Source organism: Armatimonadota bacterium (assembly GCA_036504095.1).
Classification (GTDB): domain Bacteria; phylum Armatimonadota; class DTGP01; order JAKQQT01; family JAKQQT01; genus DASXUL01.
In genome coordinates this window covers 35,829-52,362 of the sequence record DASXVS010000043.1, presented here as the reverse complement: position 1 = coordinate 52,362, position 16,534 = coordinate 35,829, and the positions used below count along the sequence as shown (strand labels likewise).

Here is a 16,534-nt window from a genome sequence, read left to right as displayed (position 1 = left end):
GACGTACCTCCTCGCGAACAGCATGGCGCTCGGTGGCGTGTCTTGGTGGTCACTTCGCGCGAGAAGAGTTTGGCTCATATGAATTATACCCCCCCCCGCCTGCTTGTCAACTATTTGACATATCAGATATACTGATTGCGTTCATAAACGCGGCGCGCCCAGCCCGGTGGACCAGGCGCAACTGGACGAACTGCACCTGAGCATTGTGATGCCGCCCGAAGAGGGCTGAGGGGGCGGAAACGATGAACGAGGAGCGATGAACGATGAATGCAGGATTCACCGTTCATCGCTCCTCCTAGTTTTTGGGGATACCCGTCACGGTGACTATCCTGAGAGGGAAATCACCCTGGAAACACCCCTGAGGAGCGCCACTTTGCCGATTACCGTTCATACCGGGTCCATTCGCCGAAACGCCATCGCCGGCGTGGCGATGGGCCTGCTCGCGGCTTCATCATACTCAGCGGAGGACAAAGCCATGGCCGGAAAGGCCCCCATCGCCCAGCCGCACCGCCTCACGCCGGTGCCCATCTCGCAGGTAAGCATCGACGACCCGTTCTGGTCGCCCAAACTGAAGACCTGGCGCGAGGTGACGATCAACGATTGCTTCACCAAATTCGAGAACGATCGCGGCGGGGCCATCAACAACTTCGACCTCGTGCGGGACGGTAAAACGGGGCAGCACGCGGGTCCGCCGTGGTACGATGGGCTGATCTACGAGATGATCACCGGCGCCGCGGATTACCTGGCGGAGAAGCGGGACGCCGCGCTCGAGGCGCGCATCGACGGCTACATCGCCCGCATCGTCGCCGCGCAAGCCAAGGACCCAGTCGGCTACCTGAACACCTGGACCCAGTCGATGGCCCCCCAGTCCCAGCGCTGGGGCATGAACGGCGGCGATGATCGGGGCCAGCACGACGTGTACAACGCGGGCATGATGATCGAGGCCGGCGTCCATTACTACCGGGCCACCGGCAAAGCTCCCCTTCTGGAAGCCGCCACGAAGATGGCGAACCTGATGTGCGATACCATCGGTCCGTCGCCCAAGGCCAACGTGGTGCCTGGACATTCCGGCCCCGAGGATGCCCTGGTGAAGCTCTACCTCCTGTACAGGGACGATCCCGCCGCCGTCCGGAGCGTTTCGGTGCCCGTAAACGCGAAGGGTTACCTGGAACTGGCACAGTTCTTCATCGACGCGCGCGGCCGGCACGAGGGTCGCACCGGCAAGGACAAGAGCTTCGGGGATTACGGCCAGGACCGCGTGCCGCTGGCGCAACAGACGTCGCTGGAAGGGCACGCCGTTCGGGCGACCCTGTTTTGCGCCGGCATCGCCGCACTCGCCGACGTCACCGACCGCGCCGATTACTACGCCGCCGCCCAGCGGTTCTGGGACAGCTACATCAACCACAAGATGTACATCACGGGCGCGGGCGGGGCGATCGGCGACGACGAGAAGTTCGGCCCGGACTATTTCCTCCCCAACGACGGCTACATGGAGACGTGCGCCGCCGTCTCCTCGGGGTTCTTCAACCGCGCGATGAACCTGCTGTACGGGGACGCGCGCTACATCGACGAGCTGGAGCGGGCGCTGTACAACGCCATTCCCGGCGGCGTCGCCCTTGCCGGCGATCACTACTATTACCAGAACCCGCTCACGGGAAACGGCCTGCGCCGCTGGGAATGGCACGACTGCCCGTGCTGCCCGCCGATGTTCCTCAAGATTACCGGCGCCCTGCCAGGATATATCTACGCGCAGGAACCCAACGCGGCGTACGTGAATTTGTTCATTGGCAGCCGCGCCACGTTGGACCTGGACGGAACGAAGGTCACGCTAAAGCAGATGACACGGTACCCGTGGGAAGGCCAGATGAGCCTCTCCGTGGACACCGAAACGCCGGCGGAGTTCGACCTGTTTGTGCGCGTCCCCCGCTGGTGCCAGGGCGCGTCATCGAGGGAAGAGCTCTATCAGCCGCAGGGCCTGCCGGCCGCTGGCGCCGTGACGCTGAGCGTTAACGGCAGCTCAACCCGGCTCGAGATTGTGCGCGGATACGCCCGATTGCACCGCCTGTGGAAAGCCGGGGACATCGTCGAACTCCACATGGATATGCCGGTCCGGCAGGTGAAAGCGAATTCCAGGGTCGAGGCCGACACCGGGCGTGTGGCCCTGACCCGCGGCCCTGTGGTCTACTGCGTCGAATCGGCCGATAACCCGCAAGGTGTCGGGCGCCTCTTCATCGACCCGAAGGCGGTGTTCACAGCCGATTACGAACCGAACACGCTGGGCGGCGTCGCCGTGGTGCGCGGCAAGGTCCGCGCCCGGGTTGAGGCAGGCGGCAAATCACGCACTGCCGGAGCGGAGCTCACCGCCGTGCCTTTTTACGCCAGCGCCAACCGCGAACCGGGCGCGATGAACGTGTGGATGCCGGCTGAGGCCAAACTGGCCGTTCCCGCCACCCTGGCCTTTCGAAGCCGGCCGTCCGCATCGCATTGCTGGCATCTGGATTCGGTGGCCGCCATCAACGATGGAGTCGTGCCCTCGAAATCCAGCGATACCGGCCATCCCCGGCTCTCCTGGTGGGACCACAAGGGCACGTCCGAATGGGCCGAGCTTGCATTCCCCGAGCCGGCCCAGGTCTCCAAAGCCCGCGTGTTCTGGTTCGCGGACCGCGATATATCGGGCGGCTGCGACCTGCCCGCGTCCTGGCGCCTGCTCTACAAGGACGGCGATAACTGGGTACCCGTGGCGAATGCGATCGAATACGGCGTCGCTCCGGACCGGTTCAACGAAGTGACGTTCAACCGTGTGAAGACGACGGCCCTGCGGGTTGAGGTGCAGCTCAAGCCGGGCTGGTCAGGCGGCATCTGCGAGTGGCAGGTGGAGTAGGGAAACGGTGAACGATGAACGATGAGCGCCGGATTCGTCGCCCATCGTTCATCGTTGTCGGTATGTCGGGCCTCCGTGCCCGACCTACTGGAGGACCGCCAGCGCGGCCTCGATGTGCTTCATGGCATCGGTCTCAACCTCCGCCGCGCACCCCAGGAGCTCCTGTTCGGCCTGCCGGGTCGCGCGAGTCCAATCCTTGATGGTCCTGGACGTCCATGGCCCCGTAAAGCACTCCCCTCCGTAGAGCACCGCGCGGAGTTTGCGGGCCTCGTTTTCGTAGACGGTCGCCGCCTGCTCCAAATGGTCTCTTGCGGCGTCCGGGAACAGAGGAATCGCCTTGCGGATGAACGGGGCGGCGTGCAGTCTGGCGTCCGCCATCCCTTCGAAGTTCCACCAGTTGACCATGAAGAGGCTGTCACGTTCCCAGTCGGTCAGCGTGTCGAACAAACCGAGGTCCCCGGCCCACTTTTCGAGCGCGGTGGCGCCGTGCCAGTAACCCTTTTCCTCGTTGCCGGGCGGGTCGTGGCGCATCTGATGGAAACGCAGAGCCATGCCCAGGCCCTGAAGCGCCCCATCGCGTTCGGATATCGGTTCCGAGTGTTCACCCAGGAAGATTACCATCATCTTCAGATCGGCCGTGCGACGGCGAACGGGCTCATCGCCGTGGAAATAGTCGTGCATCAGCACGGTGCGGCCTTCGTCTTCAGCTCCGAAGACAACCGCAACGTTCAGACTCTCATCGTAGGCCAGAACCGGCCGGCCAGCCGTAATGCTGGACAGGATGTCGCCTGCCAGCCGCGCCATGCCGTCTGCTTCAGACTCGACCCTGAGCGCCCAGCCGGTGGCCTTTCGCGCGGCCTCAAGCTCCTCGGGAAACTCGCCCACGGGGCTCGACGGGCACCACCGCTGCACGGAATCCCCCTGATACCATCTCACACGAAACGCCAGTCCCGTCGCTCCCATCGTCGCCTCATACTGGCAGGGAAACGGGGTTACGGAAGTTGCCGCCACGAGACTGCCGATGAACGTGCAATCTCCGCTTCGCCCCCATGACAGGCCCGGGACGCCACGAAGCGCGCCGTGTTCCTGACTGATGGGCGAGCCGTGATCCAATGCTGTATCCATTGCAGCTACCTTCCTCTCGCGCCTGCGGCCGGTGTTCCGGGGCGGCACTCTTGGTATGCCGCGCAGCCGCCGCAAACCGCAAGCCTATTTTGCTTCGGGGCGCATTTTCTGTCAACCCCCCGGAGCGGCGCCGCACGCGCTCGCGCCCCGGCCCTCGCCTCTCGCCCCTCGGTCGCGTGTTATAATGCGCATGTGCCCCATGAGGGCCCCCCTTTTATGCACCAATCACGAATACAGAGGGCAACTGTGACATCTATAACACATGGCGACGGCGATATGCCGCACGATGAACTCCAGGCTAAGTACCGCGATCTGCTGAAGAAGTTCAAGGAACTACAGGGCCAGGTCGAAACACTGAAAAGCGACCAGAGCGCCAAGGAAGAACCGGTTGCGGCCACAATCACCGCTCCGGCGGAGTTCGTGGAAACGCTGAACCGCCTCCTGATGAAGGTGGCGATGATCATCCAGGCCGAAAAGGCGATCTATATGACATACGATCGCCGCACGGACGAACTGGTTGCGCGCGAACCGGCCTTCGGGATCCCCGGTGAGTATCTGGCGGACATCCGCGTGAGCGCGAAGCAGGGTCTGGCGTCCGAGGTCTTCCGGACCGGCGATTCTCGCATCTGGAAAAACCCCGCGGAGGCGCCGGTGCTGGCGCAGTTCGGCGCGCGCAACGGCCTCATCGTTCCGCTGGATGTTGAGCGGAAGGACGAGCAGGGCCGCGTTCTCGAGACCAAGCGCGCCGGCCTGATGCTGGTCTTCAACAAGCGCTTCGGCGGCCAGTTCGTGCCGGAAGACGTCAAACTCCTCGCGATGCTCTCGCGCAACGCCGCTTCGGTGCTGGCGCAGGCCCGCATGTTCGAGGAGATCATTGAGGAGAAGGAACGCTACGAGGCAACCTTCGAAAGCGTGAGCGTTGGCCTGCTGATGGTCCAGAGCGACGGTATCGTCAGCGAAATGAACCCGTCTGCACGCCGCATCTGCCACCTCGACGGGAACGGCAACGAGGGCGTAGGGCATCCCATTGACGACATCATCCCCGATCAACTGGCGCTTGCGACCATTAAGGACGCTCTCAAGGGCGAGGAAGGCATGGCGGAGATAACCGTCAACCTTGGCGCCGAGGGCGAGACCAAACCGTACATCTTCCGGATGCAGGCCGCCCAGATTCACGGACAGGACAAGGAACCAAGCGGCGCGGTAGCGGTCTTCAGCGACATCACGGATGTGCGCAATGCAGAACGCGGCAAGACGTCCTTCATCGACGCCGCCGCACACGACCTGCGCAACCCGATGGCGGCCATCAAGGGCTTCGCGGAAACGCTGCTCTCGGACCCCGAGGAGGAGATGTTCACCAAAGAGGACCGTCAGGAGTTCCTCGGCATCATCGCCAAGTCCTGCAAGCGCCAACTGGGCATGATCAGCGACCTCCTGAACGTTGCCAAGATCGACGCCGGCAAGGCGCTGGACCTCCATCTCGCGCCGGTCCGCATCGGCGAGATCGTGGAGGATGTGGTGCGCCTCGACCAGGAAAACACCAGCCTGCACACCTACCGGGTGGAGATCGACCCCGCCGCGCCACCCGTTCTAGCCGACGAGGTCAAGGTGGATCGCATCGTCAGCAACCTCGTCAGCAATGCGCGCAAATACTCGCCGAACGGTGGCGAGATCAACCTGAAGGTCACCTATCTGCCGTCCGAGGATCGCGTGCAGGTGGCGGTGGCGGACCAGGGTCTCGGCATCCCGAAGGACCAATTGCCAAAGATCTTCGGAAAGTTCAGCCGCGTCAAAGCGAAGGGCTTCGAAAACATTCCCGGCACGGGCCTTGGCCTCAACATGGTGAAGAATCTGGTGGAGTTGCACGGCGGCAAAATCTGGCTGGATTCCGAATACGGCAAGGGCTCGACATTCACGTTCACACTTCCCGTCCACGGCCCGACGGCGCCGGCGGCGTAGGGCGTACCCGTCCGAGGTCTGAATCCACATTATATCTCTATGCGAAAATACGAGTTCTGGGTAGATGGCGCTTGCTCCGGCAACCAGTTCAAAGGGCCGCAGCCAACGGGCGGCGGAATCGTGGCGCAATGCGACGGACACGAACGCGAGTGGGCGGTGCCGCTTGGTCCTGGCACTAATCAGACCGCTGAACTCAAAATCGTTTCGGAGGCCCTGAAGCGCGTGAAAGACCCAGCCGACGCCGACGTTACCGTCTACAGCGACAGCGCTTATGCCATCGGCTGCCTGACCAGACCGTGGAAGCCCAAGGCCAACCTGGAGGCGATTGCCGAAGCGAAAGCGCTGATTGCCCGCTGCGGCCGTTTCAGGATGGTCAAGGTGAGCGGTCACAGCGGCCACGCGGAGAACGAGCGCGCAGACAAACTGGCCGTAAGCGCCATTTCCGAGGCGCAGGGCGCCTGATCGTAACAGAATCGCTCCTGGACGCGTCTGATGGATGTCCCCAATTCACCGAGCGAAACAACTATGGAAAATTTCGATCCAGACAAGACCGTTATCGGCGCCGCGTCCAGCCTCCCGGACGCCAACAGAACCCAGATGACGCCGCCCCCCGGCGCCGATTTCACCCTCACCTGCCGTCCCGAACACGGAAGCCTCCTGTCCACCGACCAAAGCCGCGATCACCTGATGGTACAGTGGCGCGCGGCGGGCAGCGGCCTGGCCCGGGGCCCGCGCATGCCGCTCAACCTGGCCCTCGCGATCGACCGCAGCGGCAGCATGGAAGGCGAACCGTTGCAGTACGTGCAGAGGGCCTGCGCGCAGATCATCGACCTTCTGGAGCCAAGCGATGTTCTCACGATCGTCACGTTCGCCGAAGATGTGGACGTCATCGTGCCGGCGCGCCGCGTTGTCAACCGCCAATTACTGAAGGAGCACATCCAGCGTATCCTTCCGGGCAACACCACCAACCTGTATGACGCCATCGTGGTGGCCGCCAACCAGGTCGCATCCGTCGCATCGGCAGGCATGGTCAACCGCGTCCTTCTGCTCACCGACGGCGAGCCGACGGCGGGCATCCGGGATTTTCAGAGCATCGTGGGGCAGGCGGCGGAACAGAAATCGCGTGGAATCACCGTTACGGCGCTGGGCTTCGGCCCGGAGTATAACGAGGAACTGCTGGCCGGTATCGCCCGCCGCAGCGGAGGCAACTATTACTACATCACGCGCCCCGAACTGCTGCCCGAAGTATTCCGCTCCGAACTGATGACCATGATGAATCTGGCGGCGCGCGGCGCGAAGCTCAGAATCAAACCCGCCAAATGGAATCGCGTGCGCCAGGTCTACGGTCACAAGCTCGCATTCGCGCCGGAAGGCATCGAGGTCGATGTGGCGGACCTGGAGCAGGGCGCCGCGTTGACGCTGCTGGCGGAAATGGACTTCGGCCCGCGCCCCACCGGAGAGTTCCGCGGCGCGGTGGTTGAGGTGGAGTTTGAAAACACCGCGACCGGTCGAACCGAACGCCTCAGCGCGGACGCGGTATGGAGATTCATTGCGGACCCGTCCGAAGCCGCTGCTTCCGAAGACACCGGCGTGGCCGCCGAGCTTCAGGTGGCGCTGGCTTCGCAGACGCTCGAACGCACCCTCATGGGCATGCGGACCCAGCAGATCGACAGCAGAACGGCCATGCTGGACCTCGAGCGCACACAACAGATTCTGATCACCGGCGGACAGGCGGATCGCGCGGCGGATATCACTCAAGCCCTCGGCAGCCTGCGTGCCGGCGACTCGAACGCGGCGGAAAAGACTTTGATCGGCACGTCGCTCGACCTCGATCGCGGCAAGCGCTCCTGACGCAGCCCCGCGCGTCTGAACCTGAGAACGAAACCCAATGGACGAGAGAACACAGATGATCGCCGGCGCACCCTGCCCGGTATGCGGCGCGGAAAATGGCCCAACGGCGGAGTGGTGCGCGGATTGCGGCTTCCGCCTCGATTCGACGCCCGGCGGCGCCGCGGACGCGGTCCCGGGCTACAGGCTGTTAGGCGACGGCGAATCGCACCCGCTGAAACAGGGCGAAAACGTCGTTGGGCGTATCCTGGCCGATGTATTCCTCTCCGATCCGTCGGTTTCGAGGCGGCACGCCATCATCACCGTCAACGATACCGTGGTGACGGTCCGGGATGAGGGGAGCAGTAACGGGACGAAGACGGGCAGCGCCGTGCTGCCGCCCGGCGAAGACCGCCAGGTGGCGCCGGGCCAGCGCATCCAGTTCGGCGTGGTGGTGTTCCATCTGTCCGGCGCGGATGGCAACCCCGTGGAACCCTCGGACGGTGAGGAGATCGATGCCGAGGCTCCGGTGGCCGGCCACCTGGAAGGCGCCGGAGTCTCCTACGCCGTAAAGCAGGGCGCAAACAGCATCGGACGGAAGCCCGGCAACGATGTGGTGCTCAGTGATCCGTTCGTTTCCGGCTTCCACGCCGTGCTGACGGTGGCGGACGGCCAGTTAACCATCATCGACTCGGGCAGCAGCAACGGGACGTTCATTTCGGGGCGGCGGTTGGCTCCGGGGACGACGGAGACCCTGGAGGCCGGTCAGGAGATCGTGTTCGGGCGGGAGGCATTGCGGTACGTTCCCCTGCCGGCGGAAGAGGAGGAGTCCGCCGATGACGCCGGATGAGATTACGGCGGAACTCCAGCCGGCCGACCTCCCGCCGGGCGAGACTCCGCGCCAGGCACCCGAGATCCATCTCGCCGTGCAATTCGCGGCCAAGACGGATCTGGGCCGCGTTCGCGAGAACAACGAAGACAAATTCGATTGGTGGGAACCGGAAGATCCCGTCCTTCTGGCGAACCGGGGACGGCTGTACGCCGTAGCGGACGGCATGGGGGGCCACGCGGCCGGGCAGATCGCTTCTGAGATGGCGCTGAAGGCGTTGGCACAGGCGTATTTCGGCGGCGTCAACGGCTCCGTGGAAGATGCCGTTGCCAGGGCCTTTTCGCAGGCCAACGCCGTGATATACGATACGGCCCGCGCGATTCCGTCTCGTTCCGGCATGGGTTGCACGCTGGCCACGGTGGCGATTGTTGACAGCGATGCGGTGGTTGCCTGGGCGGGAGACAGCCGTGCCTATCTGATCCGCGACGGGATAGCCACTCAGATGACACGCGACCACTCCCTCGTGGAAGAGCACGTCCAATTGGGCATCCTCACCCGGGAGGAAGCGGCACACCACCCGCGCCGCAATATCATCACGCGGTCGCTCGGCCCCGAGCCCGCCGTCCAGCCGGACGTCGTCCGCTATCCCCTCTTGCCCGGTGATACCCTCCTGCTCTGCTCCGACGGGCTCACCGGCGTGGTTGCCGACCCGGAGATTGCCGCGTTGGCGGTTGCCTCCCCGCCATCCCTCGCATGCGGAGAGTTGATCGGCGTTGCCAACTCCCGCGGCGGCCCGGACAACGTCACCGTCGCCATCCTGCGAGTCCTCGACGACTCGGGGCAGGTGCAGCCGTCCGAAGCGGCCCCGGACCCTCCGGCCGCCAGGCGCCGCGGGTTCTTCCACAGGGCAGGATCCTGACCGCGCCGCGTCCATTTCGCTGTCTGCCTAAGATAAGGGTATGAGACTCCGCATCATCAGCGCCATCCCGGGCCTGTGTCTCGCAGCCCTTGCGCTCCAGTGCGCCTCGCGCGCGCAGGAAGCCGAAACCGTTCGCCTCACGGCCAAACCCGCCGCGATTTTCGCGGACGGCGCCACCACTACCACGATCACAGCCGAGGTTCGCGATCGCAGCGGCGGCCTGGTGCCCAACGGGCTCCCCATCCGTTTCTCGACCACGCTGGGCAGCATCGAATCGGCCGCATCCAGCCAGGGCGGACAGGCCAGTGTGCGGTTGACCAGCAGCACCGTGCCGGGCCGGGCAACCGTGACGGCGTCGGCCGGGCATGCCACGGCGGAAATCACCGTGGAATTCAGTTCCAGGCCGATCGTGTTTGGCCAGTCGGCGGCCGCGGTCTCGGTCCGGGCGGACTACCTGCTTTACAACGACTTTGAAGGCGTCGTTGACGCGACCGGCAGCGTACGGTTCAAGATCGGACGCCTGCAGATCAGCGCGGACCGCGCTCAAATGCTGCTGGAGCGTTCCACCATAGTGGCGGAATCCAAACCGGGAGCAAGCGCGCTTACGATCACCTTCGGCGACAAGCACATCGCGGCGGACCGTTTCCAGTACAACTGGGAGGCTCACACCGGCATGGTGTTTGGCCTCGATGAGCCAGTGAGAGGTCTTTTCGAGTTCAGTGGATTCACGGGAGAGCTCACAAAGGCGTTAGGCCCGCTACCGGCACACGAGTTCGAGTTTGCGGACCTCACGCCCAGCCCATTCGCGGTGCGCGCATCGCGAGTCCTTCTCCTTCCCGGGGTCGAACTCCAGTTCACGCACGCCCGCCTGATCCTGAACGGTAAGGAGCGGCTCACCCTCCCCTACCACGTCAAACCGCTGGACAACACTCACCTGGGTTACGCCCAATACATCGGGCTGGGGCCGCGCGGGCCGCTGCTCGACATACCGTACTACGTCGCCGCCGGCGCGATAGGTTCATCACAGCTGCGGATGAAATTCAACGCGCCGGAAGGCCTCTACGGCGCCACCGTCCCAGGGTGGGCGCTGGACCTGCTCACCAAGTACGATCTCGGGAGAGGCACTGACGGATCCGCCGCCCTGACACGCATCACGTCGCCCGACTGGGGGCTGTCGTGGACGCATAACCAGAATCTGGGACAGTCCACGCGCGGATACTTCAATGTGGACACACGGACCGGCTACGGCGCGCTGGCTCGCTACACCCTGGCCAACATGTCCCTTTCCCATCAGGCAAAGGGATACAACACCTCCTTCACAGCCTTCGGCAGCCGTACCCAGGCGACGACGGGGTACGAAAATGTGCCGCCGGAGGCCGGCCAGACTCTGCCCCCGGCGCTTAAAGCGAACCAGACGACGGGCAACGTGGACCTGTCTGCGCAATCCACACCCCGGCCGCTCGCCGCAGGATTCGCCTGGACCGTCGGCGGGTCCGTAGGTCGCCAGTGGCTGGCGACCACCATGCTCGACCCCACGTGGAAAACCCTCGTCTACGGCCCGGTTCAAGGCGTAAACTCGCAATCCGTAAGCGGCCGCATCATCGCCCCGACGGTCAAGGCGCGCGGCGGGTTCGCGATGGACGCCTCCTTCGGCCAGGGCCTGTCGTTTGGCAGCGGGTCGGCGAGGCGCTCCACCCAGGGAACGGTGACCGCCCGGCAGCCGCTGGGCAAGATGGGGTCCGCCAACTTCGTCTACAACTACAGCGACTTCGGTTACCGGCCCACCCCGGATTCCGATATCATCCGGCCGGAACGCCAAACGATTACCGCCAGCCTCTCCTATGGGAAGATGCCCAAGTGGTCGATGATGGCGTTCGCAACGGTCGGCATCGACCAGAAGACGCGCAACTTCAGAGTGAGCGGCCAATATCTGTTTTCGCCCGTCTGGGCGGCCACACTGAATGCAGGCATCTTCCGGCAGGGACTGTCGTCCCCGAACCCGATCTACGAGACCACTTTTCAGGCTGTCAACATAGAGGCGCGCGTTACCCGAATCGTTGGCGAACGCTCTCTCTCGCTCGTTTACTCAACGTTCCAGCACAAAGTCTACCTGGACTACGTTCCCGGCAGGTATTTCTAGAGCAAGCCGCCCCGGCGGCGTACATATGAACAGGAAACGATACTTATGACAATCCATCCGGCGGACCGTTTGGCCGCCATCCCACCGTATCTCTTCGGCGAAATCGCCGCCGCCAAGCGCAAGGCCATCGCTGAAGGCAAAGACCTCATCGACCTCGGCATCGGCGACCCCGACCGCCCGACGCCGGACTCGATCATCCACGCAGCCCAGGAAGCGGTCGCCAACCCGGAGTTCCACCGTTACGACGAGTCGGCCAGCGGTTACCCGCCGTTCCTCGAAGCGGCATCCGCGTGGTTCAAGCGCCGGTTCGGCGTGGATCTGAATCCCGCGACGGAAATGCTCCTCACCATCGGCAGCAAGGAAGGCCTGGCGCACCTTAGCTGGTCTCTCCTGAACCCCGGCGACCTCGTGCTCGCGCCGGATCCGGCCTACACGGTCTACAAAGTCAGCGCGAAAATGGCCGGCGCCGAAGTCTATGAGATGCCGATGGGGCCCGCAAACGGATGGAAGCCGGTGCTGGCAGACATCCCGACCGACGTGGCGAAACGCGCGAAATTGATGACCATCAACTACCCGAACAACCCGACCGGCGCCGTGGCCGAACTGTCGTATTTCGAGGAAGTGGTCGCGTTCGCGAAGGAGTACGAAATCATCGTCTGCCAGGACGCGGCGTACACCGAGGTCCACTACGACGGCTTTTTGCCGCCCAGTATCCTTCAGGTGCCCGGCGCGAAGGACCTGGCCATCGAGATGCACTCGCTGTCCAAGACGTTCAACATGACCGGCTGGCGCGTGGGCTTCGCGGCGGGCAATTCGGACATCATCGGCATCCTGAACCGCCTGAAGAGCAACGTGGACAGCAAGGGCTTCATGGCCCTGAGCGCCGCCGGAGCGTACGCCCTGAACGAACAGGCCCACAGCCTGGACGAGACGTTGGCCCTCTTCGCAAGGCGCCGCGACGCCCTTGTGGACGGCCTTAACGCAGCTGGGTGGAGTATCCCGAAGCCGAAGGCTACGTTCTACGTCTGGGCGCCCGTTCCGGGCGGTGGAAGCAGCATTGCGTGGGCGAAGCGCCTGCTGGAGGAAGCCGGCGTGCTGGTGATCCCCGGCGTGGGCTACGGCCCCCACGGCGACGGCTGGTTCCGCATGAGCCTCACGGTGAGCGGCGACAAGAACGGCGAACTCCTCGCCGAAGCCGCAAGAAGGATTGCGGCAGTGAAATAGGATAAACCAGTCAATGGGTCAATGAGTCAATGAGTCAACGGACCGATATCGACCCGTTGACTCATTGACCCATTGACTGGTTGACCTACTGGTCGTACACCGGAATCCCCTTCGCGTACGCTTCCATACTGCGCTTAACGAAGTCCTGGAACTGCGCGCGGAAGACCTTCGTGTCGAACGTCTCCGCGTGGGCGCGGATTTTGGCGGGATCGTAGGCGTCGGGATTGAAGGCGGTCATCGCGGCCACCAGGCTGTCCACTGTCGGCTCCGTGAAGTACTCGCCGGTGACGCCGGGTAGGACCGTGTCCAGCGTACCACCCGCCTTGAAGGCGATAGTGGGGCGGCCGGCGGCGTTGGCTTCCAGCGGCGTGAGGCCAAAGTCCTCCTCGCCGGGGAAGATGAACGCCTTGCAGCGCGCGTAGAGGCCGCTCAACTGTTCTTCCGGAACGCGGCCCAGGAACTCCACGGTCGGGCCGGCCAGCTTTTTCAGCTGTTCCGTCCCGCGGCCGCTCCCCGCGATCAGCAGTCGGCTCTTCGTGCGGTTGCACGCTTCGATAGCGAGGTCGATCCGCTTGTACGGCAGCAGGCGGCTCAGCACGAGGTAGTAGTCATCGTAGCCGGCTTCCGGCACGAAGCGCGCCGTGTCCACCGGAGGGTAGATCACCGCCGCAGTCCGCCGGTAGTACTTGGCGATGCGGTCCTTCACGAGGCCGGAGTTGGCGATCCAATAGTCCACACGATCCGCGCTAGTCCTGTCCCACTGACGGAGTTTGAACAGGTAAGGTGCTAGTAGTCTTCTCTTCCAGGCGGACAGCCTCTCACGCTTCGCGTAGTCGAAGTAGTTCCATATGAATCGCGTCGGTGTATGGCAGTAGCACACGTGACACGCCTCGGTGCGCGTGAGCACGCCATGGCAGAACGCGCTGCTGCTGGAAATCGCGAGGTCGTAGCCGGAGAGGTCGATCGTTTCGAACGCCGCCGGGAACAACGGCATGAAGAGCTGGTGCTTCTTCGTCACCATCGGGAGGCGCTGCATCCAGGTGGTCCGGATGTCCCAGGATTTATACGCCGCGGGCATGCGCTCCGCGTCGTACATGCTCGTGTAGATCGGCGCGTCGGGGTACATGGCGTGGAACTCTTCCAGTACGCGCTCCGCGCCGCCGTTCTGGTTCAGCCAGTCGTGGATGATAGCAACTTTCATGCGTAACTTAGAGTGCCCTCGCTTCTTCGTAAACGGCCAGCGTCTGCCGCGCGGCCTCGTCCCATCGGAACCCGCTCGCGCGGTCCAACCCAGCGCACCGCATCCGGGAGCGTTTGTCGGCATCCCCACCAACTTCCGAAAGGCGCGTGGCGATATCCTCCACGTCAGTCGGCGTCACATACTCGACCGCGTCTCCGCCAACTTCCGGCAGCGATGATACGTTGCTGGTGATGACGGGCGTGCCGCAAGCCATCGCCTCGGCGACAGGCAGTCCGAAGCCTTCGAGCAGCGACGGGTAGACAAAATACTCGGCTGCCGCATACCACAGAGACATTTCGTCCGTGCTGGCGTAACCCACAAATCGAACGCCGTCGTCCAATCCCTCGTCCCGAACACGCCGCAGCATGTCCTCGAAGAGCCAGCCCGCACCGCCGACGACCACCAGATCCTGCTCGAGACCGTTCTTCCTCGCCTTCGAGAACGCCCGCAACAATGACCACAGGTTCTTGCGCGGCTCCAGCGTCCCGACGAACAACGCAAAGCGGTCCGGCAGCCCCTTTGCCGTGCGAAAGGCGGCGACATCCGCGGCGGGCTGCGGGCGGTAGATCTCGTGGTCCACGCCGCAGTACACAATTCGCACGCGATCGCGCGGCGCTCCCAAGAGCGAGATGCAATCCTCCGCGGTCGCCTTGCTGATGCCGATGATACGTTTCGCGCGGCGGGCGCTCGCCTTGCTGATGGCCGTAAGGTAGCGCCTGTTCGCGCTGAGATGCTTGTCGGAGAAGCGCAGGAAGCCCACATCCATCACGGAGACGACGCCGGGGCAGGTACCCGCAATCGGCAGCGCAAACGCCGTTCCATGCAACACATCGAGGCGCAGGCGCGCGGTGAGGAGGGGAAGCGACATCTGCTCGAACAACATGCGTCGCCACGCGCTCTCGCCCGGCGCTCGCGACTGGATGATCCGGGTATTGGGCAGGAGGCCGGGTTCGCTGAAGCCGCTGTTGACGAAAGCGATCAGTTCGTGGTCGTGCGCCTCGGTCTGCAAGGCGGTCAGCAGGTACCGTATGTACTGGCTGATTCCCGCGTTGCGGTAACTCTCGCCGCTATGAAGCAGATGTGCATGAATGCCAATGCGCACGAAGGCTGTCTCCTGTTGCCCTCAGTATAGCGTCTGCATGCTGAATCGCAATCGCTCACTGCCCGCCCGGGAGGCACTGGCTGTACAGTTCCCGGATGGCCGCCGCAAACCGCTCCGGGCTGAACCGCTCGCGGATCGAAAGCGCGGCGCGCGCGCCAATCGGATCGTCCAAAGGCCGCGATGCCAGGTCCTCGATCGCGTCCGCGAGGGCTTCCGCGTCATTCGGCGGTACCACCAGCCCCGTAACGCCATCCTCCACGATCTCCGGCAGCCCGCCGGCAGCGGACACCACGGTGCGCCGGCCGAGGGCCATGGCCTCGGCGGCCACCAACCCGAAAGCCTCCGGCCACACGGTCGGCACGGCCACCACGTCCCACGCCTTCATCAGTTGCGGTATGTCGCTGCGGTATCCGGTGATAGTTACGCGTCCCGCGAGCGGCTCTGCGGCGGCCATCGCGCGAAGGCAATCCAGATACGGCTGGTCGTCCGGGTGGGCAAGCGACCCCACGATGTAGAAGTGCGCCGATGGCAGGCGCTCAACGAGCCGGACCGCGGCGCTCAGGAAGACGTCCTGCCCCTTCAGCGGCACGATCAGGCCCACAACACCGATGTGCGGCCCCGGGCCGACGATGTCCGGCGCCGCCTTCACATCATCGGCCAGGAAAGACGGATCGACGGCGTTGTATACGATACGGATTCGATCTTCCGGCAGCCCGATCTCACCGGCGAGGCGGCGAACCGCCTGTGAAACGCACACAAACGCCGTGACGATGGGAGCCGCGTACCTCCACGCCAGCCGGTGATACAGGGTCGGCGGGGTCGCCTCGTGCAGATGGCAGATCACGGGCAGTGAGAGTGCTTTCGCCGCGTTGACTGCGTACATCGCGGAGATCGGTCCGTGAACGTGAATGAGCGAGATGCGATGCTTGCGGCAGATTCGGGTCACGCTGGCGCCTTCGTGTCGAAGGCCGGCGACGTATCCGAGCAGCTTCGCGGGGTTCCGCGTTCGCTGCATCGCGGTGAAGTTGCATGGCTCGACGGGGATGCCCATCGCGCGGGCTTCGTCCGGCAGGCGGCCCTCGCCCGGGCAGGCGAGGACGGGCCGGAGTCCCATCTCCTGGGCCGTTCGCATGCACAGGAGCAGGATTCGGGCGGTGCCGCCGAGCACGGCGTTACGCTCAATGTAGAGCACACCCGGGCTCGATTCGCTGGTCGCCCCCTCGTCTGTCGCTGCCATGGGCGCTTACCCCGCCGCCTTCGCGACGACGGCGACGCTGCGGTCTGCCGG

12 protein-coding genes are annotated in these 16,534 nt (G+C 64.2%); 8 read left to right on the top strand and 4 right to left on the bottom strand.

What is annotated here, in order from left to right:
- The first annotated feature begins 373 nt into the window (after positions 1-373).
- Complete coding sequence (locus VGM51_09165; protein ID HEY3413212.1) at positions 374-2,881, top strand: beta-L-arabinofuranosidase domain-containing protein; 2,508 nt, start codon at positions 374-376, stop codon at positions 2,879-2,881.
- Between the two features lie 84 nt (positions 2,882-2,965).
- Here the strand turns inward: VGM51_09165 and VGM51_09160 are convergent, their stop codons facing one another.
- Positions 2,966-4,006, bottom strand: a complete 1,041-nt coding sequence (locus tag VGM51_09160; GenBank protein ID HEY3413211.1) for a hypothetical protein — start codon at positions 4,004-4,006, stop codon at positions 2,966-2,968.
- A 246-nt stretch (positions 4,007-4,252) separates the two neighbouring features.
- Between VGM51_09160 and VGM51_09155 the strand changes: the two genes are divergently transcribed.
- The 7 genes from VGM51_09155 to VGM51_09125 all read left to right on the top strand — a co-directional run bounded on the left by VGM51_09155 (position 4,253) and on the right by VGM51_09125 (position 12,904).
- Positions 4,253-5,965, top strand: coding sequence for an ATP-binding protein (locus VGM51_09155; protein HEY3413210.1), 1,713 nt, complete (start codon positions 4,253-4,255; stop codon positions 5,963-5,965).
- A 39-nt stretch (positions 5,966-6,004) separates the two neighbouring features.
- Entirely contained in the window at positions 6,005-6,427 is a 423-nt protein-coding gene (locus VGM51_09150) for an RNase H family protein (protein HEY3413209.1), read from the top strand.
- 63 nt (positions 6,428-6,490) lie between these two features.
- A complete protein-coding gene (locus VGM51_09145) occupies positions 6,491-7,816 on the top strand; it encodes a VWA domain-containing protein (protein HEY3413208.1) in 1,326 nt (441 codons plus the stop codon).
- Between the two features lie 37 nt (positions 7,817-7,853).
- Positions 7,854-8,642, top strand: a complete 789-nt coding sequence (locus VGM51_09140) for an FHA domain-containing protein (GenBank protein HEY3413207.1) — start codon at positions 7,854-7,856, stop codon at positions 8,640-8,642.
- Complete coding sequence (locus VGM51_09135; protein ID HEY3413206.1) at positions 8,629-9,540, top strand: Stp1/IreP family PP2C-type Ser/Thr phosphatase; 912 nt, start codon at positions 8,629-8,631, stop codon at positions 9,538-9,540. The genes VGM51_09140 and VGM51_09135 overlap by 14 nt, the downstream gene beginning before the upstream one ends.
- A 40-nt stretch (positions 9,541-9,580) precedes the next feature.
- Positions 9,581-11,680 carry an Ig-like domain-containing protein gene (locus tag VGM51_09130; protein ID HEY3413205.1) on the top strand — a complete coding sequence of 700 codons (2,100 nt, stop codon included), beginning with the start codon at positions 9,581-9,583 and terminating at the stop codon, positions 11,678-11,680.
- A gap of 45 nt (positions 11,681-11,725) precedes the next feature.
- Entirely contained in the window at positions 11,726-12,904 is a 1,179-nt protein-coding gene (locus VGM51_09125) for an LL-diaminopimelate aminotransferase (GenBank protein HEY3413204.1), read from the top strand.
- Positions 12,905-12,989: 85 nt separating this feature from the next.
- Here VGM51_09125 and VGM51_09120 read toward each other — a convergent pair whose 3' ends face one another.
- The 3 genes from VGM51_09120 to VGM51_09110 are packed head-to-tail and all read right to left on the bottom strand — an operon-like array spanning position 12,990 to position 16,483.
- Positions 12,990-14,105, bottom strand: a complete 1,116-nt coding sequence (locus tag VGM51_09120; GenBank protein HEY3413203.1) for a glycosyltransferase — start codon at positions 14,103-14,105, stop codon at positions 12,990-12,992.
- Positions 14,106-14,112: 7 nt separating this feature from the next.
- A complete protein-coding gene (locus VGM51_09115) occupies positions 14,113-15,246 on the bottom strand; it encodes a glycosyltransferase family 1 protein (protein HEY3413202.1) in 1,134 nt (377 codons plus the stop codon).
- Positions 15,247-15,301: 55 nt separating this feature from the next.
- Entirely contained in the window at positions 15,302-16,483 is a 1,182-nt protein-coding gene (locus tag VGM51_09110; protein ID HEY3413201.1) for a glycosyltransferase family 4 protein, read from the bottom strand.
- Between the last annotated feature and the right edge of the window lie 51 nt (positions 16,484-16,534).